Origin of the sequence: Pseudomonas sp. HLMP (assembly GCF_046365545.1) — a bacterium.
Classification (GTDB): Bacteria; Pseudomonadota; Gammaproteobacteria; order Pseudomonadales; family Pseudomonadaceae; genus Aquipseudomonas; species Aquipseudomonas guariconensis_B.
On the sequence record NZ_JBDLLR010000001.1, the window covers coordinates 115,941 to 134,808 of the forward strand.

An 18,868-nucleotide genomic window follows, 5' to 3' on the forward strand; every position below is an offset into this window, starting at 1 on the left:
CATTTGGAATGCCAGATATCCATTTTGCTGATACTTTGTCTTCATGACCCCTGAACAACTGATAACCTTCGCCACCGTCGCCGAGCATGGCAACATCAGCCATGCCGCAGCAGCCCTGCACCTGTCGCAGCCGGCCGTGTCGGGCCAGCTCAAGCTGCTGCAGGAAGCCTTCGGCGAACCGCTCTACCAGCGCGCCGGGCGCGGTGTACGCCTGACCGCTGCCGGCGAGCAATTGCTCGAGCATGCCCAGCGGTTGCGCGAGACCTTCCACCAGGCCCAGGCCCTGCGCGATGCCCTGCGCGGGCTGGAGCGCGGTACCTTGCGCATCGGCGCGAGTACCACCCCGGCCAGCTACCTGTTGCCGTACCTGATCGCGGATTTTCATGCGCGCTATCCGGACGTGGCGGTGACGACCACCAACGGCAACACGGCGGAGATCGTCGCTGCCCTGGGGACGCTGGACATCGCCTTGATCGAGGGGCCGCCAGGGCAGGAGCTGCCGCTGGGCACGGGCGTCACGGCGTGGCGCGAGGACGAGATCGTGGCCATCGTCCCGAGCGATCACCCGTTGGCCAATGGCGCCACTGCGCAGACACTCGAGGCGCTGGGCGCCTATCCGTTGGTACTGCGCGAAAGCGGCTCGGGGGTGCGCCGGCTGGTCGAGCGTGCCTTTGCCCGCGACGGCGTGGCGATGCGCGTGGCCCTGGAGATCGCCGGGGTGGAAGGAGTGAAGGAAGCGGTGCGTGCAGGGATGGGCATCGGCTTCGTTTCGGCGATGTCGATTCGTCATGAAGACAATGCGTTGTACCGGTTGGGTATCGCGCCGAAGCCGTTGACACGGCATTTCTCGATCCTCATGCCCCATGCCGCGACGCCGTCCCGGGCAGCGGCGCGGTTCATGGAACTGTGCCTGGACGCGACAGTGGGCGGTTGACCCTGGTCGATGTCGAGCCGCCCATGGATGTTCAATCGCCGCGTGACAGGGGGCCAGGCCACATGCTGCGCAGCACGCTGTCCCGGCGTACCAGGGCATGCACCAACGCGGCGCCCAGGTGCAACAGGATGGTGGCGTACAGCAGGTAGCCTGCCCAGCCGTGTGCCTGGCGCAACACCGTATAGAGTTGCAGGTCGTGGGGCGCGATCGCGGGCAGTTGCAGCGGGCGAGGGTAGCCGCCAGCCGAAAGCATGGCCCAGCCCAGCAGCGGCATGGCCAGCATCAGTGCGTAGAGCAGCAGGTGCGAAGCCCCCGCCGCGAGCCGTTGGAGCGCCGGCAGGTCACGTGGCAATGGTGGGTGGGGCAGGGCCAGGCGCAGGCCGATGCGCAGCACCACCAGGGCGAGCAGGGCCAGGCCCGTTGCCTTGTGCAACTCGACCAGCACTGGATGACGCGGCGACAGGTCGCCGACCATGCTCACGCCGATGAACAGCATGGCCAGGATCAGTACGGCCATCAACCAGTGCAGCAGGCGGGCCAGCGGGTGGAAGGTGGTGGGGGCGAGCTTGTTCATGGGCGGCCTCCGGTGCCGAGGGACTCGCGGCTGCGACGGTTGAAGGATTCCGAATAGGCCGCCGAACGGGCGGCGAGGATAGGGTCGGCGGACGGTTCGATGCCGGGGGGCAGGATCAGCGGGTCGAAGTTGATGTCACGGCAGGCGCCTTGCTCCGGGGCATCGACTTGTTCGATGACCAGGGTGCCCGCGTCGATGCTGCGGCGTTCGGTGGGCCAGGGGCGGGACGGGTCGTCCACCGGGTCGTCGGGCTCGGCCAGTGTCAGGCGCAAGGTCCAGCGCAGTGGGCCGTGGGCCAGGCGCCGTTGCAGGTCGTGCTGCAGGTAGCGTTTGTCCTCGACCTCGCTCGGCAGCGGGGCGAAAGGCGTGCCGGGCTCCAGTTGCCAGCGCACCGGGCGGGCCTTGCCGCCATCGTCGACCAGGTAGAAGGCATTGATGCTGTGGTACGCGGTGCTGGCGAAGCTGTCGCTGGGCGTGTAGCCGGCTGCCCACTGGCGGAACGCGGCACTCTCGGGGTGGGCGGCGAAGAACGCCTGCATCTTCGCAGGGTCCGGCTTGCCTGTGGCGGGGTCCGGTGCCGCAGCCAGGAGCTGTTGGTAGAAGGCCTCGGGCGTAGCGATCGCCAATACCGGCGTATTGTTCATGCCGGTTCGCCAGACGTGCCCATCATCGCTGCTGAACTGCAGGGCCAGGCTGCGCACCGGCACACGGGTGTCGGGGCTGAACGGGTTCGCCCCACCGATGGCGAAGCGGCCGATCACCGGCACCCGAGGCTGGCTGAAGACCCGTGCGCTGGACAGTGGCTCGGCCAGCCCACTGCTCTGGAAGTAGCCACTGACGCACAGGCCCTTGGCGTGGTTCTTGCGGTAGCCAGGATGATGGCCGGCTTGGGCTTCGAAGGTGTCGACGATGCGCTGCGGGGTCAGCGACGGGCCGCCGATCCAGCCGGCGGCGTAGGCAAAGCCTGCGCCCAAGGCCAGCAGGCCGGCACCGATGGCGGCCAGGCGCAGGGCCTTGGCGGGGCCGTGCAGGGGTGTGTTCATGGTCAGGATCCGGTCAATGAGTGAGCCGGTACGACGTGGGGTGGAAAAATTTATTCCCGGCCAGGGAATGGATTTCGTCCCTGGCCGTCTGCCTCTTACACTGCAAACCCAGAAGGCCGGGACCTGACCATGCATGATCTGGATGACCAACAATGGCACGAACTGCTCCAGCGTTTGCGTCGCTTCGCCTTGTGGCTGACCCGCGACCCAGGCAGCGCCGATGACTTGGTCCAGGCCACGGTCGAGCGTGCCCTGAGCCGCCGTGGGCAGCAGCGCGAGGCCGACAGCGTGCGCCCGTGGCTGTTCACCATCCTGTATCGGCTGTTTCTCGACGGTAAGCGCCGCGAGCGCCTGCACGCCCGTTGGCTGGCATGGTTCGGGCGTGCCCAGGAAGAGGCGGTGGGGGGCGAGACGGAGCGGATCGTCATGGTGCACGCCGACCTGCAGGCGTTCGCCCAGCTACCGACCGAGCAGCGGGCGCTGCTGTTGTTGGTCAGTGTCGAGGGCTTGAGCTACAAGGAGGTTGCCCAGGCCCTGGGTATCCCTATCGGTACGGTGATGTCGCGCCTGTCGCGTGCCCGTGCCGCCCTGCGTGAACTGGCCGAGGGCCATCCGACACCCCCGGCTTTGCGGAGACTGAAATGACGCAACTGATTCCCTCTGAGCATGAGTTGCATGCCTATGTCGACGACCGGCTGGACCCAGCACGCCGGGCTGAGGTGAAGGCGTGGCTGGCGGCCAACCCACGGGAGGCGGAGAGGGTCGAGGCCTGGTGCAGCGATGCCCGGCGGCTGCGGGCGGCCCTGGCCGGCTTCGCCGAGCGGCCTGGCCATGCGCAACTGGACTTGGGGCGCCTGCGACAGCGCCTGCGCCAGCGGCGTCGCCGGCAGTTGGCATCGGCTGCGGTGTTGTTGCTGGCCTTGGGCGTGGGAGGCGTGGGCGGGTGGCAGGCCCGCGAGGCGACGCTGGTGGCGCGTAGCCTGCCGATGGCGGATGCCGTCCAGGCACATCGCCTGTTCGCTGGCAGCTCGGCGTTGGATGTCCAGGCGAGTGATCCGGCGCAGCTACAGGCTTGGCTGGCGCGGCATTTCGATCAACTCGGGCAATTGCCAGATCTGGGGAGCTATGGGTTCCGTCCCGTGGGTGCGCGGTTGCTCAGCAATGAGCAAGGGGCGGCGGCACTGCTGGTGTTCCAGGATGGCAGCGGGGAGCGGATCAGCCTGTTCCTGCGCTCGCCTGGAAGTCGGCATGAACGGATGCCCAGCGGGCAGCGCACGGAGGGGACGCTCGAGGCGCGCTACTGGTCCCATGGGGCCTACAACTTTGCGTTGGTCAGCGCAGTGGATGATACGCGGGGGGAGCAGGTACGGCAGGCGTTGGGGGTGGGTTTGTAAGGTCAATGTTCTTGAGCCTGAACCTGCTGTGGGCTGAGCAGCGGGGTTCAACCCACATCATTGTCATTTCCTCTTACCGCGTCGAACGGAAGCATCCTCCAAGGCCTCTGGAGGCGGTGGGGCTGCGCGGACGTTGAAGAGGCGGCAGATGACGTACCAGCAGAGGGCAACGGACAGGTTGTAAGGGAACAACACGGCCCAGAACGGCAGTTGCCAGTTTTTCTTGCCCTGCATTTCACCAGGCTCGCCGGTTCGCCAGGGAGCGTAGTGCTGCCAGGCTTCAGCGGGTGTCAGGCAGATCTGATGCAGGGGCTTGTACCACCAGTTGGGTTCTCCGGGGGGCGGTAGTTTGTCGGGGCCGTGCTCCATGAAGTGGCGGAGGTATTCCCAGACTTCGGCGACGTGTTTGATGCCGGGTTCGGTCGGTTCGTTGCTGTCGACCCAGAGGCAGTCTTTCTGATGGAGGGTGCCATCTGCTCTGCGGGGAGCGAAGGCGAGTGCATAGCTGGTACTGAAGGACGCACCGCCAAATTCGGTGCGTTTGAATAGGCCGCCCCCCATGTCGTGCCAATCGAAAATGAAGAGCTTATTGAAACGCTGATAATAAACCTTTCTTGTGGTGCGATTGAGGTAAAAGCTTGATAGTTTTACTATGAGGAATATCCTGTAGATCAGGAAGGGGGTGAATATCAAGGGGAGTGATAAGTATATTGCTATTGATGCTGTGTCTGATAGGATGACTTCCCGATATCTCTTGTTGAATATGTCTGAGTAAGTTGCAAGCGCTAAAGCCAAGGTCATTGCAGTATAAAGCTTTCCCATAAAAACCGAGTCGGTTACCCATGGGTTCCGCAGGGTTAGTAGGATTTTGCTCATGCTGACGACTTGGCCGCCTATCCTTGGAGTTTTTTTTGAGTCGGTGTGTGGAGAGAAAAGCCATATTGTTGCCATGTGGTTACCTCTCAACTCTGAATTTTTGAGAGACCTCTGCCTCTTCATCTAGTCCCATGTTGGGTTGGTAACTGATTTCCAATGTGGCATGCCTAAGATATTTTGCTTCGCTTTTGAAGTTTAAAATCAACCCCGCAGCGACTGTGTAGCACTTTGGTATGGCTGAGAGTGTGGTGACGTTACCGTTTTCTTGATGACTATTCAAACTTGCGCGCCATTCACTCTGGCCGAGAATGAAACCCCGCAAAAGTATTGTGAATTCCACTGTAGGTGCTTGCTGAGCTACTTCGTTGTGAACAATTGCTGTCCAGTTTGGAGGTGACCAGGTGTTGTTATCAGACCATCCACTCTCTAACCCTTCTATACCAAGCGCTGCTGCTTCTTTTTTTGAAAGCAAGATAGGTAGGTAGATGGTGGTATACCAGGCTCTGATTTCTTCATGTAAGGTGCTGAATTTGGGCAGCTTTTTCTCAAGGTCAAGAGCTATATTCTTTCGAATTTCCCCATCGCTTTGGCGTGTGCCGAAAATGGTTCTGACTGCCCATAGCTCAATGGGGGTGTGAAGACGTTCATTTGCCTTCGCGTGAAGATATAGCCCTCCAGCAAGTATCGCGACACCAAGCAGGACGACTGCCGCTGCAGTCCAATTGGCAAAGAAAAGCACTGTTGTAGGTCTGGCGATGGCCAAACTCCCCTCTAGAACAAGAATAGAACCGGCAGCTATGGAAATGCCACCAGAGAGAGTGTATGAGGAAGCTTTCGAGTCGCCATTTTCATTTTGCCTGATGTATTTTTCATAGTCTGAACGGAGACCGAGGAGCGTGGCGGGGTACCCGAAGAGGCGAACAAATAGATTGCTACTTAAGAACTTGATAAATCCATTACCAAACGCCATCCCAGGCACCGTGGAACTCAACCTCAACATCAGCGCCTTTTGCATCGCCCGAACGCTCACCAGTGTCCCCGCCGCTGCGCCTATTACCCCGAAGATCGACGCGGCGAACCCCGCCGTGTATTCCGGTGCATCGCTTTTCTGCAAGTTCTGGTAGGCCGCTTTGAGCGAGATCACGTTGAACCACAGCATCCCGCTATTCAAACCGGTTCCAACCCCACCGGTGAGCAGCCCGACAAAGGTCGGCTTCACACGCAATGTGGTCGTGAGCTCGACCGCCACCGTCCGGCTCCCCGTGACCCGCAGCTGTTTCATCTCCTCGACTTGGGCCATTCCGCTTTTCAGGTACCGTTCCACCTCCTGGCTGAACGGATTCTCGCGTACGGCCTGGTCGGTGATCCGGTAGCGCGCCGCCAGCAGCCCCAGGGCTTTCTCGGCATTGGCTTCCTTGGCGGCCATCAGCACTTGTTGGCGCAGGGTGTGGCTGGCGTCCCAACGGGTGCGGCCGCGCATGCGCTTGAGCACCACGGCGCTGACGGACTGGGCGGTGAGGTCGGTGATGTCGGCAATGGCCGGGAAGCGCCCGGCCAGGCCCTCGATGACATTGTCGCTGCCACCCAGCAAGGTGCCGACCGTATCGGCTTTTTCCCTGAAGGGGTTGAACGGCGCCAAGGCCGTGTAGAGGGGGCTGTCGTGCTGGTCCAGCCATTGCTCGAGGCGCTTGAAGCGTCGGTCGTGGTCTTCGGTGCCGGGGACTGGCTGGGCCATGGGGTGGATCAGCAGGGCCAGGGCGATCTCCAACCCACGGGCGCAGGTCGGCTCGTCACGGTCATAGGATGACAGCGCGGCCGCCAGGCTGTGCGGGTCATCGATGTGGTGGGCCTCAGCGGTGGCCAGCCAGGTGTCGTGGTCGTCGCTGGCCTGCAAGGCAAGGTCCTGCAGGGCCTTGATGCGCTGCTCCAGTTCATCGCGCTCGGCCAGGAACTGCCGGTACTTGGCCGTGTCGATGCGTTGCCCCAGGCGTGCGCCCATGGAGGAGTAACGTTCATCGGTGAGGGCGCGGTAGCGGGCCTCGGCCCGGGACAGCGTGCGCCCGGTCGCCTCTGACTGAAGCCGCTGCGCGGCCAGCTCCGGGGATGGGGATTCTGGCGGGTACAGGCTTTCCAGGGTCTTGTTCAGCAGCATGGCCACCAGGTTTCGATGATGGAAATCCCGGCTCTGCCGGCTCAGCCGTTCTGCATCGAGTTGGTAGCAAGGCGGTACGCCTGCCTGCTCGGAACCTTGTGCCGGCCTGGTGTGTTCAAGCTGCTCGGCCGGCATCAGGTCGCGCAGTTGATGTTGGTAGGCCGAAACGGACAAGCTCAGGTCCAGGGTCATGCCTTCGGCATCGCTCAGCGCCACCACCGCCGGGATTTTCGGCTGGGTGCTGGGGTAGTGCCGGGCCATGGCGCAGAGGCTGCCGATGGGCAAGGTGTCGGTGAGCGGGTGGCTGCTCCAGGCCAGCGACATGCGCCGGTCCGTGGGCTTGAAGTCCTCGACCCAGGTTTGCAGGGCACTGACCGGCAATACATGGGGCTGGGTGGAAGGCGAGTGGTTGCCGGCGATCAGCTCGGCCATGTCCAGCGGGCGCATGTGCCGTTTGCGCAGCGCCACCGAAGCGCTGATGCGGGCGGTCATGGCGTTGCTCCACAGGTGTGGGCTGTAGCCGATCCACACCTCCTTGGCGGTGTCCTCGCAGGTGTCGGCCCATACCCAGGGCATGGGCCGGCTGGACAGGTAGCGGTCGCGGCGGTGGTAGTGCTCCAGCCCTCGGTACCTGAGTTCCTTGTAGTAGCCCTCGCCATCGTATTCATGGATGACCAGCTTTTCGCCCAGGGGACCTTTCATGAACACGTAGATGTAGCCCGGGCGCAGGGCACGTAGGGTGTAGGCGCAGTGGTGCAGCGGGGCAAACCCTTGCTCCAGGTTGAAGCCCGAATCGGCGTAACGGCAGGGCGGAGCATCGCCCATGCGTGGGACGATGGCGTAGCGCACGGGCAGGATGGGTACCCGTGCACTGCAGGCGGGGCCAGAGGTGGCGCTGCTGACGGAGGCGTCAGTCATGGGTGTTTTCTTCCTTGCAGTGGATCAGTGCTTGCAGCTCACGCAGGCGGGCCTGTGGCGGCTCGTCGAGGTGACCGAAAGCTCCGGACACTAGCGAGGAATCATTTTTAGAAGGAGCTTTGCGCTTCCTAAAATGCTGTGGGAAATTTCGTTTTTGATTTGAGCAGGGCGATATGCTCGTGGCATTTGCCCCTTTTAGCCGGAGTCTCGAACCTTACCTCAGCGTCCGCTCGATCCCTCCGAGCAGCAGGCTCTCCATCAGGCCAAGCCCTTCGCCCTCATCCAGGCTCCGTTCGCGCAACAACCCTGGCAGTTGATTGAGCAGTGTCGCCAGCACATGCCCTGTGGCCGCCAGCGCCTCTCCCTGCAACCGCGCCTGCGGTGCGATCAAGTGCAGCAGCCCCTTCTCGTACCGCTTGCGCAGCGCCGCCAGGCGCGCCTGCTGGTCCTCGTTGAGGCAGCAGAAATCCCGCTCGGCCAGGCGAAACTGCAAGGGCCGCTCGGCGTGCAATTGCCAGTGCGCGGCAATCAGGCAGGGCAAGGCCGCCTGCCCGCGGGCCAGTGCCCGGCGGCCTTGGTCGAGGGTGGCCTGCAGTTCCTCGTAGAGCTCCTCGATCAGGTCGTAGAGCAGGTCTTGCTTGCTGGGGAAGTGGTGATACAGCGAACCTGCGGTCAGGCCGACATGCGCGGCCAGTTCACGCATGCTGACCTGGCCGAAGCCCTTCTCGGCGAAGAGCGCCATGGCCTTGTCGCGGCGCTCTTCGAAGCTCGCACAGCGCAGGGCGGCGTTGATCGGCATGGCGCTCGCTCCTCAGTAGGTGAAGAAACCGCGACCGCTCTTGCGCCCCAGGTAACCGGCGGCAACCATCTCCTTGAGCAGCGGGGCGGGGCGGTACTTGCTGTCGTTGAAGCCTTCGTGGAAGGCCTCCATGATCGCCAGCAGGGTGTCCAGTCCGATCAGGTCGGCCAGGGCCAGCGGCCCGATCGGCTGGTTGCAGCCCAGGCGCATGCCGGTGTCGATGTCCTCGGCGCTGGCCAGCCCTTCCTGGCGGACGAAGATGGCCTCGTTGATCATCGGCACGAGGATACGGTTGACCACGAAGCCTGGGCGGTTGCCGGCGGTGATCGGCGTCTTGCCCAGCTTTTCGGTGACCACCAGGGCCTGGGCATAAGTGCTGTCGCTGGTCTGCAGGCCTCGGATGATTTCCACCAGCGCCATCATCGGCACCGGGTTGAAGAAATGCACGCCGATGAAACGCTGCGGCTGTTCGATGCTGGCGGCCAGCTCGGTGACCGACAGCGACGAGGTGTTGGTGGCGATCAGGCAGTCGCTGGCAACGTTGGCCGCCACCTGCTGGAGGATGCGCTGTTTAAGCGCCAGGTTCTCGGTGGCGGCCTCGATCACCAGTTGCACGCCGCCGAGTTGGGCGTAGTCGGTGCTGGTGCGGATGCGCGCCTTGGCTGCCGTCGCCTGGTCGGCGTCGAGGGTGCCCTTGTTGACCTGGCGTTCCAGGTTCTTGCCCAGGGTCGCCAGGCCACGCTCCAGCGCGGCATCCGAGACATCGATCAGCAGAACCTGGTAACCCGCTACCGCGCAGACCTGGGCGATACCGTTGCCCATGGTGCCGGCGCCGATCACGGCGATATGTTGAATGCTCATGCGACGACTCCTCAAACGCGCTCGAAGACCACGGCGATGCCTTGGCCGCCGCCGATGCACATGGTGGCCAGGGCGTAGCGGCCCTGGATGCGGTGCAGTTCATGGATGGCCTTGGTGGCGATGATCGCCCCGGTGGCCCCGACCGGGTGGCCGAGGGAGATGCCCGAGCCGTTGGGGTTGACCTTCTCCGGGTCGAAGTCCAGGGCGCGGGCCACGGCGCAGGCCTGGGCGGCGAAGGCTTCGTTGGATTCGATCACGTCCAGGTCGTTCACCCCCAGGCCGGCTTTCTCCAGCGCCTTGCGGGTGGCCGGGATCGGGCCCAGGCCCATCAGCTCCGGCTCGACCCCGGCATGGGCATAGGCCACCAGGCGGGCCAGCGGCTTGAGGCCCAGGCGGCGTACCGCCTCGCCCGTGGCCAGGACCAGGCCGGCGGCGCCGTCGTTGATGCCGCTGGCGTTGCCGGCGGTGACGCTGCCGTCTTTCTTGAACACCGGCTTCATGCTGGCCAGTTGTTCGGCGCTGGACTCGCCACGCACATGCTCGTCCACGGCGAACTGCACGCTGCCCTTGCGGGTCTTCAGCTCCAGCGGGACGATCTGGCTGTCGAAGCGGCCCTGGGCGATGGCGTGGGCAGCGCGGCGCTGGCTGGTCAGGGCCAGTTCATCCTGCATTTCCCGGGTAATACCGTGCTTGGCCGCGACATTCTCGGCGGTGATGCCCATGTGGAAGTGTTCGAACGGGTCCTGGAGGATGCCGACCATGTAGTCGATGCCCTGTATGTCACCCATGCGCGCGCCCCAGCGTGCCTGGGGCAGCAGGTAGGGGCCACGGCTCATGGACTCGGCGCCGGCGGCCAGGGCCACGTCGGTATCGCCCAACAGCAGGCCCTGGGCCGCCGAGACGATCGCCTGCAGGCCCGAGCCGCACAGGCGGTTGACGTTGAAGGCCGGGGTTTCCTTGGGAACCCCGGCGTTCATCGCGGCGACCCGGCCCAGGTAGGCGTCGCGGGGCTCGGTGGGGATCACGTTGCCCATCACCACGTGGCCGATCTGCTCGGCGGCCACGCCCGAACGTTCGATGGCGGCACGGCTGATCGCGGTCGCGAGGTCGGCCAGGGCCAGGTCCTTGAGGGAACCACCGAAACCGCCGATGGCGGAACGGACTGCACTGACGACGTAGATTTCTGCGTTGCTCATTGGAGGCTCCGATTGCGAAGGCATGGCGGGAGCGGGCCAGGCTCTGCGAGAATGACCGGCGTTCCCGGGATGGGTCGAGTCTAGGCAAAGGCCAGGGCATGGCCTATGCCGGATCTGTTCAGTCAACCTGGCATTTTTTGCCACTCAGCATAGACAGCGAAAACCAGCCATGCGCGATAGCGATTCGGTCGCGGTGTACTTCCTCAATGCCATGGTCCACACCCTGCGCGAGCGCCCTGGCGAGCGTGACGAGCGCCTGCGTGCGGTGGGTATCGACCCGGCCCTGCTCGACCAGCCCCAGGCCCGCGTGCCGGCCAAGGCCTTCGCCCGCCTGTGGCTCGACCTGATCCATGCCCTGGACGACGAATTCTTCCGCCTTGACAGCCACGGCATGCCCCTGGGCAGCTTCGCCCTGATCTGCCGCGGACTGATCCAGGAACCGAACCTGGAAAAGGCCTTGCGCCAGTGCCTGGGCAACTTCGCCCTGTTCCTGCGTGATTTGCACGGGACGTTCTCGGTGCGTGGCGGGCGCGCGGTGATCAGCGTGCAGTCGGACATCGCCGATCCGTTGACCCGTGTGTATGCCGAGGAGACCTACCTGGTGCTGGTGGTCGGCCTGCTGTGCTGGCTGGCCGGCCGGCGCATCGCCATCGATCGCACCGAACTGGCCGTGGCGCGTCCGGCGCAGGACGACGACCTGCTGCTGTGGGGCCCCGACCTGCGCCTGGGCAGCGGGCGCACCGAGGTGGAGTTCGACAGCGCCTACCTGCGCTTGCCGGTGGTGCAGGACCTGGCGGCGCTGAAGACCTTCCTGCGCAGCGCCCCCCAGGGCCTGGTGATCCGCTTTCGCAACCAGAACGGCCTGGTGGCCGAGGTCTACCGGCATTTGCGCGCCCGCCGCTACGGGCAGTGGCCGACCCTGGCCGCCATGGCCGGGCAGCAGGGCATCAGCGCCAGTACCTTCCGCCGCCAGCTGGAGCGCGAAGGGCGCTCGTACCAGCAGATCAAGGACGAAGTGCGCCGGGCCATGGCCTTCGAACGCCTGCGCGAGGGGGTGTTGAGCATCGCCGAAATCGCCGAGCAGACCGGCTTCCAGGAGCCCAGCGCCTTTCATCGCGCGTTCAAGAAATGGACCGGTCATAGCCCGGGCAATTACCGCGCGCGGCTGCTCGGGCGTTGAGCTGGGGCTGTGCTGGCGCATTGGGAGCGGGCGGTGGGCACGGCCTATGGGCAAGCGGCCCTGGATGGAACTGAAGGCCCCAATTGAGCGGGTTCGACCGCGAAGGGGCCTGCCCTGGCCGCGATCCGATCAGGCCGGCACCATGGCGAAACCCACGCCGAAGCGGTTCCAGGCATTGATGGTGGCGATGGCCAGGGTCAGGTTGGCCACCTCGGCCGGTTCGAAGTGTTCCAGCAGCGCTTCGTACTCAGGCTGCGGAGCACCCCGCTCGGGCAACCGGGTCAGGCTCTCCAGCCAGGCCAGGGCCGCGCGCTCACGGGGCGTGAAGTAACGGGTTTCCCGCCACACGCTCAAGGTCTGCAGGCGCGCCTCGGTCTCCCCGGCCTTGCGTGCATCGTTGGCGTGCATGTTGACGCAGTAGGCGCAGCCGTTGATCTGCGAGGCACGCAGGCGGACCAGCTCGAGCAGCGAGTGTTCCAGGCCGCTGTTGGCCAGGGCCTGTTCCAGGCCGATCATGGCCTGGTAGGCCTGCGGGGCGTGCTTGGCCCATTCGATGCGGTTGTGCATGGGGTACCTCCAATGGCTTGAGGGGTTGTACAAGGTGTGGGGAGTACCTTAGCGCCGCGCCGCGACCGGCCCGATAGCCAATCCCGCACTTTGCCAGGAGACCAATCTGCTCATTCGGCCGAGCACTGACTTGCATCCAATCTCTTCATTTCAGCCTGGGGCCCCGAGCCGGGATAATGACCGGGTCTTGCACCAGGAGAACGACCCCATGTCCGAAGAACGTTTCATGCGCGAAGCCCTCGACCTCGCTCGCGCCAATATCCAGGCCGGCGGCCGGCCCTTCGGTGCCGTGCTGGTGTACCAGGGGCAGGTGGTGGCCCGTGCGGTCAACGAGATCCACAGCACCCAGGACCCGACCACCCACGCCGAGATGCAGGCCATCCGCAAGGCCGCCCAGGCCCTGGGGCGGGCACGCTTGGATGGCGCGCAGATCTATGCCAGCGGCCACCCATGCCCGATGTGCCTGGCCGCCATGCACCTGTGCGGTATCGAGCGGGCCTGGTTCGCCTACGACAACGACGAGGGCGAGCCCTATGGCCTGTCCACGGCCGAGGTCTACGCGCAGATGGCCCGGCCACCCCAGCAGCAGAGCCTACCCCTGCGGCCGCTGAAGCCGGCCGGCGAGGCTGACCTGTACCGGCAATGGCAGCAGGCCCACCAGGCATGAGAAGCGCGCTGAACCTGCTGCTGGTGGTGCTGCTGGCACTGAACCTGCGGCCGATCCTCACCAGTATCGGCCCGCTGCTCGAGCCCATGCGCGCCAGCACCGGCCTGGGCTACCAGCAGGCGGCGCTGCTGACTGCGCTGCCGGTGCTGTGCATGGGCCTGGTGCCGCTGCTGCAGCCCTGGCTACGACGCTGGTTGAGCGAGCACGGCGGCATGCTCATGGGCCTTGCGGCCATCGCCTTGGCCTGCCTCTGGCGCCTAGAACTGGGCAGCGCCTGGGCGCTGATCGCCAGCGCGGTGCTCGCCGGGCTTGGTGTGGCCGTGGTCCAGGGCATGATGCCGGGCCTGGTCAATCGCTGGTTCCCTGGGCGCCTGGCGGCGGCCATGGGCGTGTACTCGGCGGCGCTGATGAGCGGTGGTGGTTTGGCCGCCGTGCTCGGGCCGCACATCAGCGGGTATTTCGGCCATTGGCAGGCCGGCCTCGGCGTCTGGGCGCTGCCGGCCGTGCTGGCGGTGCTGGCCTGGAGCGTCCTGCGTCCACGCCAGGGCCTGCCGAAACTGGCTGGCAGCGGGGGCGGGCACTGGTTCGGCAACCGTCGTGCCTGGTTGCTGGCGCTGTACTTCGGCCTGATCAACGGCGGCTACACCAGCATGGTGGCCTGGCTGCCGGCCTATCACCTGGAGCATGGCGGCACGGCCCAGGGCGGTGGTGAGCTGGTCGGCCTGATGACGATCTTCCAGGTTGCCGGTGCCCTGGGCCTGCCGCTGTTGCTGCGGCGCCTGGCGGACCGTCGGCCCGGCCTGTGGCTGGCGCTGTCGATCCAGCTGGGCGGCTTTCTCGGCCTGTTGCTGGCGCCGACGCTGGCCATGGGCGTATGGGTGGCGATGATCGGCCTGGGCCTGGGCGCCTGTTTCAGCCTGAGCCTGACCTTGACCCTGGAGCACCTCAGGACGCCCGCCGAAGCCGGTAGCCTGGCGGCTTTCGTCCAGGGCATCGGTTTCATCATCACTGGCATCGTGCCGTACATCACCGGTTGGCTGCGCGATACCAGCGGCGACTTCCAGGCGTCCTGGACATTGCTCACCGTCACGGTGCTGGCCATGTTGCTGGTGACCGCGCGCTTCGCCCCGCGTGGCTATTCCGCCGCCATCGCCCGGTCGCGGCCGGCGGCCCAGGCAGCGCTCAATTGAGGCCTTGCAGGGTATCGCGGACCCGGTCCAGGGCCGGGTCGATATCCAGCAGCTCGATGGCACCGAAACCCAGCAGCAGCCCCGGGCGCACCGGGGCCTCGCTGAAGAACGGCGCCAGGGAATAGAGACCGACCTCCACCTTGCGCGCCAGGCTGGCCAGCAGTTCCACGTCCACCCCCGGTTTGGCCAGGGCGCTGAGGTGAAAGCCGGCATTGGCCGGCACGGCCGTCAGCCAAGGCGCCAGGTCGCCTTCCAGGCGCATCAGGATCCGTTCGCGTCGGGCGCTGTAGATCTCGTGGCAGCGGCGGATGTGCTTGCTCAGGTAGCCTTCGCCGATAAAGCGTGCCAGAGCCCACTGTTGCAGGCTCGGGCTGTGCCAGTCGCTCAGGTGCTTGGCCACGCAGGCGGCTTGCAGCACGCTGGGCGGTAGCACGGCGTAGCCCAGCCGCAGCTCTGGCAGCAGCGTCTTGGAGAAGGTCCCCACGTAGGCCACCAGCCCATGCCGGTCGAGGCGCTGCAAGGCATCGTCGGGCGGCCCCTGGTAGCGGAACTCGCAGTCGTAGTCGTCTTCGATCACCACCGCCCCCAGCTCGGCGGCCCTGGCCAGCAAGGCCTCGCGGCGCGCTTGGCTCATCGGCATGCCCAGCGGGAACTGGTGCGACGGCGTCACGTAGATCAGCCGCGTGCCGTCGGCGATCCGCTCCACGCACAGGCCTTCGTCATCCACCGGTACCGACTGCAGGCGCGCGCCGAGGGCCAGGAACAGCTGGCGCGCCGGTGGGTAGCCAGGGTCTTCCATGGCCACCTGGCAGCCGGGCTCGACCAGCACCCGGGCGATCAGGTCCAGGGCCTGCTGCGCGCCGTTGCACACCATGACGTCCGCGGTGCTGCATTGCACACCGCGGGCGAAGGCGATGTGATGGGCGATGGCCTCCCGCAGTTCGGGCAGCCCCTGGGCTGGGAACTGCCGCTGCGGGTGGCGCTGGCTGCGGCGCAGGGCGTAGTGCAGGCAACTGCGCCACTGGTCGAAGGGAAACTGCGCCTTGCTCGAGGCGCCCCCGACGAAGTCGTAGCGCGACGGCGCTTCCAGGGCCGGCCTGTCGAGCACGGTGGCGCGCTGGCGCCAACGCTCCAGGGTGTCGGCCGCCGCCAGGGGGATGGCCTGGGCTGCACTCGAGCGCAACGGCCGGCGTTGCCTGACGAAGGTGCCACGGCCGACCACGCCGCTGAGCAGGTTGTCGTAGGTCAGCCGCGAATAGGCTTCGGCCACGGTCTTGCGCGACACTCCCAGTTGCTCGGCCAGCAAGCGGGTAGGGGGCAGTTGGGTGCCGGCCGCGAGGTGGCCGCTGTCGATACTGGCGCGCAGTTGCTGGTAGAGCTGGTCGGCCAGGCCTTTGCGGCCTTGCAGGCGGATGTGCAGTTCCATGGAGCTGTCCGGGGCGGTTCGGGCCCCCAAGCTTCGAGCCTTGTGCCGCACGCTGCAAGCACAAACCCCGCGAGCCCGCTGGCAATGGCGTCAGAAGCGTGCCGTGCTGACCGTGATGTAGCCCTTCTCGGGCAGGGCGATGCGGATCACCGTCTCGTCGGCCGGTGCCTTGCGTTTTTGCTTGATGCGCACGCCGTCGACGGCGGCGGCGCGCATGCGTTCGGGGATGGCCCGGCCACTGGGGTCGAAGAAGATCTCGCTGGCCAGCAGCTCGATGCGCTCGATCAACTGGCGCGTACGTTCGTCGGTGGCGCAGAAGAACATCACGCCGGAGAGGTGCGGGTCGTCGTCGGGGTTGTTCACCTCATGGGCCAGGAGCTGGCGCAGGGCATCGCGCAGCTCGGCGGCGCAGCGGCAGTATGAATGCATGGCGGGAGGCCTCCTCTGGAAAGTGGGCTCGCGCCGGGCCGCTTGCTGCGGTCGCGACGCCATCCAGGGCGGATCATGTTTTCGTTGAGCTGTAGCGACAAGTAAGACGCTTCCCTACATGGCTTGGGAAATTTCGGAAGCTACCAGGCGAACGCCAGGGCCGGCCTTGATGCTGATCAAGACCAGCCCTGGCGTTCAGGTCGGGAGGCGGGGCCGGCTGGCGAGACACTTTTCTACTGCGCCAACCGCCTGATCATTGCCACCGTCAGGTACAGTCGTGGCGCGATGCTGGTCAGTTCGATGTACTCGTCGTCGGCATGCAGCCCGGCGCCGACCACGCCCATGGTTTCCAGCACCGCCGGTTTGGCACTGCCTGGCACATAGGCGTAGCCGGCATCGGTGCCAAAGCGCATGGCGATAGGTTCGAGGCTGCGGTCGACCTGGCCATACAGCTCGCGGGCGGTTTCGGCGAGCTGGCTGGAGCCCTCGTTGCGGGCCAGGGGTGGGCGGCCCTTCTCCAGGGTGACGGTGGCCTGGGTGTCCTCGATCAGCCGCTTTTGCGCGATGCGCGAGGCGTCGGCCGCCACCCGTTCGGTTTCGCCCAGGTCCGAGTAGCGCATGTCCGCCTCGGCGGTGGCCAGGTTGGGGATGATGTTGGCCTTTTCGCCAGCCTTGGCCAGGGTCCAGTTCACCGTGGTGCCTTTGCTGGCGTCGCCCAGGTCCTTGAGTTGCAGGAGCTGGTGCGCCAGTTCCGTCAGGGCGTTGCGGCCTTGCTCGGGCGCGGAGCCGGCATGGGAGGAGCGGCCCTTGACCTCCAGCTTCAGGCGGTTGATGCCGTTGGTGGCGACGGTTACGGCGTCCTTGTCTGGCGGTTCGTAGGAGAAGACGTAGTCATGCTTGCGTGCCAGCTCGGCGATGATCTGCTTCGAGCCGGCCGAGCCCATTTCCTCGTCCGGGTTGAACAGCACGGTGAGGGTGCGGTAGCCCTTGAACTGTTGCTCCTGCAGGAGCTTGAGCGCATGCAGGATCATCGCCACGCCGCCCTTGGCATCGGCGACGCCGGGCCCGTAGGCACGCTCGCCCTCGATGCGAAACGGCCGCTTGGCCGCCGTGCCGGGCCCGAACACCGTGTCGTAGTGGACCATCAGCAGGAAGTCTTTGCTGCCGTTGCCCTTGAAGGTGCCGACGATGTTGTCGCCCACCGAGGGCTTGGCCGGGTGGGTCTCGACGGTGGCACCCAGGGCGCTCAGGCGCTTGGCCAGCTCGGCACCTATCTCGGTCAGGCCGGGCTCGGTGCCTGTGCCGGTATCGACCGAGACCAGATGCTTGAGGGTATCCAGGTAGGCAGGTTGTTCGGCCTGGGCCTGCTTGAGCAGGTCCTGGGCGGAGGGTTCGGCGGCGATGGCGCCGGTGCAGGCGACGCACAGGGCAAGCGCCAGGCTCAGGGGTGGGCGTGATAGTGGCATGGGCCTCGATCCTTGATTGTATGGTCTTGTTGCCAGGTTCAGCCTAGACCCTGGCCTGGCCTTGGCCAGGCATTATTGATCGCTCAGCGGGCCGTCCTGCGCCAGCAGCGCCTTGGCCAGTTCCTCGTCGCTGGCCTGCAGGCCCGGGTTGGCCTTGCGTGCCTGCTCCAGTGCCGATTCCACGTAGGCACCGCGGATGGCGCCGCCGCTGGCGATGAAGGCCGACAGCTCGTCGCGGGCGGGAATGATCCGTTTGTCGTCCTTGAAGGTCGAGTACAGCGAGGCGGAGATCCCCGCCGAGGTGGCGACATCGCCCGCGTCCACACGGGCCAGGGCCGAGCCTGCGGGCAGCAGGAGCAGCAGCGAAGGGACGAGCAGTAAGTGGCGCATGGCAAGACCTCCGGAACGGGTGAAGCCCAAGGAATTTACTGCATGCAATTATGAGCGGGGCAGGGGCGTCGGAGTTCCCTTTGGCGTTTCGCCAGGCCAGGGGGTGCTGGGGCTGCGCAGCAGCCCCAATACCGCTTCAGCCGGCCTCAGCCCTCCATCCCCTCGATCAAGGCCCACAGCCGTGGATCATTGAAGTCCTCGATCACCAGTTGCGCCCCGGCGGCGAGCAGGCGCTCGCTGGATTGGCTGGTGGCGATGCCCACGGTGAAGATCCCGGCCCCGCTGGCGGCCTTGACGCCCGGCAGCGAGTCCTCGAAGGCCAGGGCCTGGCCGGCCTTGGCGTCCAGGCGCTGCAGGCCGGTCAGGTAAGGCAGGGGGTCGGGCTTGGGGCGCAGCAGTTCCTCGGCCACTAGCACATGCCTGAAGCGGCCCTGCAGGCCCATGGCCGCCAGCATGTGCTCGGCGTTGAGCCTCGGCGCATTGGTCACCACGCACATGCCGATGCTGCGCACCTGCGCATACTCCAGCAGGCGGGCAAGCCCCGGCATGGGCTCGAGGCGTGGGGACAATTCGCGGAACAGCGCCTCCTTGCGCTCGGCCAGGGCTTGGCGCAGCTCGGCGCTGGCCGTGGGGAACAGCTCGGCGAACAGCGCGCCATTGGCCCGGCCGCTGACCTGGGCATCGAACTGCGCCTGGCTCAACTCGCGGCCGTCGTGCTCGCGCAGCAACTGGCGGAAAGCCTGCAGATGCAAGGTGTCGGTGTCGGTGAGGGTTCCATCGAGGTCGAACAGCAGGGCGGTCAGCAT

19 protein-coding genes are annotated in these 18,868 nt (G+C 65.7%); 6 read left to right on the plus strand and 13 right to left on the minus strand.

What is annotated here, in order from left to right; translation table 11 throughout:
* Positions 1-43: 43 nt before the first annotated feature.
* Positions 44-934, plus strand: a complete 891-nt coding sequence (locus ABFA30_RS00695) for a LysR substrate-binding domain-containing protein (RefSeq protein ID WP_410045052.1) — start codon at positions 44-46, stop codon at positions 932-934.
* Between the two features lie 31 nt (positions 935-965).
* Here ABFA30_RS00695 and ABFA30_RS00700 read toward each other — a convergent pair whose 3' ends face one another.
* Positions 966-1,508 (minus strand): cytochrome b, encoded by a 543-nt coding sequence (locus ABFA30_RS00700; RefSeq protein WP_225790801.1) that lies wholly within the window; start codon positions 1,506-1,508, stop codon positions 966-968.
* Positions 1,505-2,557, minus strand: a complete 1,053-nt coding sequence (locus tag ABFA30_RS00705; protein WP_225790831.1) for a catalase family peroxidase — start codon at positions 2,555-2,557, stop codon at positions 1,505-1,507. The genes ABFA30_RS00700 and ABFA30_RS00705 overlap by 4 nt, the downstream gene beginning before the upstream one ends.
* Positions 2,558-2,680: 123 nt before the next feature.
* Here ABFA30_RS00705 and ABFA30_RS00710 point away from each other — a divergent pair, with 123 nt between their 5' ends.
* Positions 2,681-3,196, plus strand: a complete 516-nt coding sequence (locus tag ABFA30_RS00710) for a sigma-70 family RNA polymerase sigma factor (protein ID WP_225790800.1) — start codon at positions 2,681-2,683, stop codon at positions 3,194-3,196.
* Entirely contained in the window at positions 3,193-3,945 is a 753-nt protein-coding gene (locus ABFA30_RS00715) for an anti-sigma factor (protein ID WP_368816598.1), read from the plus strand. The genes ABFA30_RS00710 and ABFA30_RS00715 overlap by 4 nt, the downstream gene beginning before the upstream one ends.
* 63 nt (positions 3,946-4,008) lie before the next feature.
* Here the strand turns inward: ABFA30_RS00715 and ABFA30_RS00720 are convergent, their stop codons facing one another.
* The 5 genes from ABFA30_RS00720 to ABFA30_RS00740 all read right to left on the minus strand — a co-directional run bounded on the left by ABFA30_RS00720 (position 4,009) and on the right by ABFA30_RS00740 (position 10,747).
* Positions 4,009-4,896, minus strand: coding sequence for a DUF6708 domain-containing protein (locus tag ABFA30_RS00720; protein ID WP_410045053.1), 888 nt, complete (start codon positions 4,894-4,896; stop codon positions 4,009-4,011).
* A 4-nt stretch (positions 4,897-4,900) separates the two neighbouring features.
* Positions 4,901-7,891, minus strand: a complete 2,991-nt coding sequence (locus ABFA30_RS00725; RefSeq protein WP_410045054.1) for a T6SS effector BTH_I2691 family protein — start codon at positions 7,889-7,891, stop codon at positions 4,901-4,903.
* A gap of 214 nt (positions 7,892-8,105) precedes the next feature.
* Entirely contained in the window at positions 8,106-8,690 is a 585-nt protein-coding gene (locus ABFA30_RS00730; RefSeq protein ID WP_225790297.1) for a TetR/AcrR family transcriptional regulator, read from the minus strand.
* Between the two features lie 12 nt (positions 8,691-8,702).
* Positions 8,703-9,551: a 3-hydroxybutyryl-CoA dehydrogenase gene (locus ABFA30_RS00735; RefSeq protein WP_225790298.1), complete on the minus strand. Its 849-nt coding sequence runs from the start codon at positions 9,549-9,551 to the stop codon at positions 8,703-8,705.
* A gap of 11 nt (positions 9,552-9,562) precedes the next feature.
* Positions 9,563-10,747: an acetyl-CoA C-acyltransferase family protein gene (locus ABFA30_RS00740; RefSeq protein ID WP_410045055.1), complete on the minus strand. Its 1,185-nt coding sequence runs from the start codon at positions 10,745-10,747 to the stop codon at positions 9,563-9,565.
* A gap of 169 nt (positions 10,748-10,916) precedes the next feature.
* Here ABFA30_RS00740 and ABFA30_RS00745 point away from each other — a divergent pair, with 169 nt between their 5' ends.
* On the plus strand, positions 10,917-11,927 hold the full coding sequence (locus ABFA30_RS00745; RefSeq protein ID WP_253081073.1) for an AraC family transcriptional regulator: 1,011 nt from the start codon (positions 10,917-10,919) through the stop codon (positions 11,925-11,927).
* A gap of 129 nt (positions 11,928-12,056) precedes the next feature.
* Here ABFA30_RS00745 and ABFA30_RS00750 read toward each other — a convergent pair whose 3' ends face one another.
* Complete coding sequence (locus tag ABFA30_RS00750) at positions 12,057-12,494, minus strand: carboxymuconolactone decarboxylase family protein (protein WP_225790301.1); 438 nt, start codon at positions 12,492-12,494, stop codon at positions 12,057-12,059.
* 208 nt (positions 12,495-12,702) lie between these two features.
* Between ABFA30_RS00750 and ABFA30_RS00755 the strand changes: the two genes are divergently transcribed.
* Together ABFA30_RS00755 and ABFA30_RS00760 are read left to right on the plus strand one after the other, a co-directional pair.
* Complete coding sequence (locus tag ABFA30_RS00755; protein WP_225790302.1) at positions 12,703-13,161, plus strand: nucleoside deaminase; 459 nt, start codon at positions 12,703-12,705, stop codon at positions 13,159-13,161.
* Positions 13,158-14,351, plus strand: a complete 1,194-nt coding sequence (locus tag ABFA30_RS00760) for a cyanate transporter (RefSeq protein WP_225790303.1) — start codon at positions 13,158-13,160, stop codon at positions 14,349-14,351. The genes ABFA30_RS00755 and ABFA30_RS00760 overlap by 4 nt, the downstream gene beginning before the upstream one ends.
* Here the strand turns inward: ABFA30_RS00760 and ABFA30_RS00765 are convergent.
* The 5 genes from ABFA30_RS00765 to ABFA30_RS00785 all read right to left on the minus strand — a co-directional run bounded on the left by ABFA30_RS00765 (position 14,344) and on the right by ABFA30_RS00785 (position 18,868).
* Positions 14,344-15,777, minus strand: a complete 1,434-nt coding sequence (locus ABFA30_RS00765; protein WP_253102940.1) for a PLP-dependent aminotransferase family protein — start codon at positions 15,775-15,777, stop codon at positions 14,344-14,346. The genes ABFA30_RS00760 and ABFA30_RS00765 overlap by 8 nt on opposite strands.
* A 90-nt stretch (positions 15,778-15,867) precedes the next feature.
* Positions 15,868-16,206, minus strand: a complete 339-nt coding sequence (locus ABFA30_RS00770) for a hypothetical protein (RefSeq protein ID WP_225790305.1) — start codon at positions 16,204-16,206, stop codon at positions 15,868-15,870.
* Positions 16,207-16,439: 233 nt separating this feature from the next.
* Complete coding sequence (locus ABFA30_RS00775; protein ID WP_253102939.1) at positions 16,440-17,672, minus strand: M20/M25/M40 family metallo-hydrolase; 1,233 nt, start codon at positions 17,670-17,672, stop codon at positions 16,440-16,442.
* A 72-nt stretch (positions 17,673-17,744) separates the two neighbouring features.
* Positions 17,745-18,062 carry a DUF2388 domain-containing protein gene (locus ABFA30_RS00780; RefSeq protein ID WP_225790307.1) on the minus strand — a complete coding sequence of 106 codons (318 nt, stop codon included), beginning with the start codon at positions 18,060-18,062 and terminating at the stop codon, positions 17,745-17,747.
* Between the two features lie 146 nt (positions 18,063-18,208).
* Positions 18,209-18,868 carry an HAD family hydrolase gene (locus tag ABFA30_RS00785; protein ID WP_225790308.1) on the minus strand — a complete coding sequence of 220 codons (660 nt, stop codon included), beginning with the start codon at positions 18,866-18,868 and terminating at the stop codon, positions 18,209-18,211.

Coding starts and splice junctions, on each gene's coding strand:
- ABFA30_RS00750 (WP_225790301.1), bottom strand. CDS start 12,494: ATGCACAACCGCATCGAATGGGCCAAGCACGCCCCGCAGGCCTACCAG.
- ABFA30_RS00720 (WP_410045053.1), bottom strand. CDS start 4,896: ATGGCAACAATATGGCTTTTCTCTCCACACACCGACTCAAAAAAAACT.
- ABFA30_RS00695 (WP_410045052.1), top strand. CDS start 44: ATGACCCCTGAACAACTGATAACCTTCGCCACCGTCGCCGAGCATGGC.
- ABFA30_RS00725 (WP_410045054.1), bottom strand. CDS start 7,891: ATGACTGACGCCTCCGTCAGCAGCGCCACCTCTGGCCCCGCCTGCAGT.
- ABFA30_RS00715 (WP_368816598.1), top strand. CDS start 3,193: ATGACGCAACTGATTCCCTCTGAGCATGAGTTGCATGCCTATGTCGAC.
- ABFA30_RS00785 (WP_225790308.1), bottom strand. CDS start 18,868: ATGCTGACCGCCCTGCTGTTCGACCTCGATGGAACCCTCACCGACACC.
- ABFA30_RS00760 (WP_225790303.1), top strand. CDS start 13,158: ATGAGAAGCGCGCTGAACCTGCTGCTGGTGGTGCTGCTGGCACTGAAC.
- ABFA30_RS00745 (WP_253081073.1), top strand. CDS start 10,917: ATGCGCGATAGCGATTCGGTCGCGGTGTACTTCCTCAATGCCATGGTC.
- ABFA30_RS00735 (WP_225790298.1), bottom strand. CDS start 9,551: ATGAGCATTCAACATATCGCCGTGATCGGCGCCGGCACCATGGGCAAC.
- ABFA30_RS00740 (WP_410045055.1), bottom strand. CDS start 10,747: ATGAGCAACGCAGAAATCTACGTCGTCAGTGCAGTCCGTTCCGCCATC.
- ABFA30_RS00770 (WP_225790305.1), bottom strand. CDS start 16,206: ATGCATTCATACTGCCGCTGCGCCGCCGAGCTGCGCGATGCCCTGCGC.
- ABFA30_RS00730 (WP_225790297.1), bottom strand. CDS start 8,690: ATGCCGATCAACGCCGCCCTGCGCTGTGCGAGCTTCGAAGAGCGCCGC.
- ABFA30_RS00775 (WP_253102939.1), bottom strand. CDS start 17,672: ATGCCACTATCACGCCCACCCCTGAGCCTGGCGCTTGCCCTGTGCGTC.
- ABFA30_RS00755 (WP_225790302.1), top strand. CDS start 12,703: ATGTCCGAAGAACGTTTCATGCGCGAAGCCCTCGACCTCGCTCGCGCC.
- ABFA30_RS00780 (WP_225790307.1), bottom strand. CDS start 18,062: ATGCGCCACTTACTGCTCGTCCCTTCGCTGCTGCTCCTGCTGCCCGCA.
- ABFA30_RS00700 (WP_225790801.1), bottom strand. CDS start 1,508: ATGAACAAGCTCGCCCCCACCACCTTCCACCCGCTGGCCCGCCTGCTG.
- ABFA30_RS00765 (WP_253102940.1), bottom strand. CDS start 15,777: ATGGAACTGCACATCCGCCTGCAAGGCCGCAAAGGCCTGGCCGACCAG.
- ABFA30_RS00710 (WP_225790800.1), top strand. CDS start 2,681: ATGCATGATCTGGATGACCAACAATGGCACGAACTGCTCCAGCGTTTG.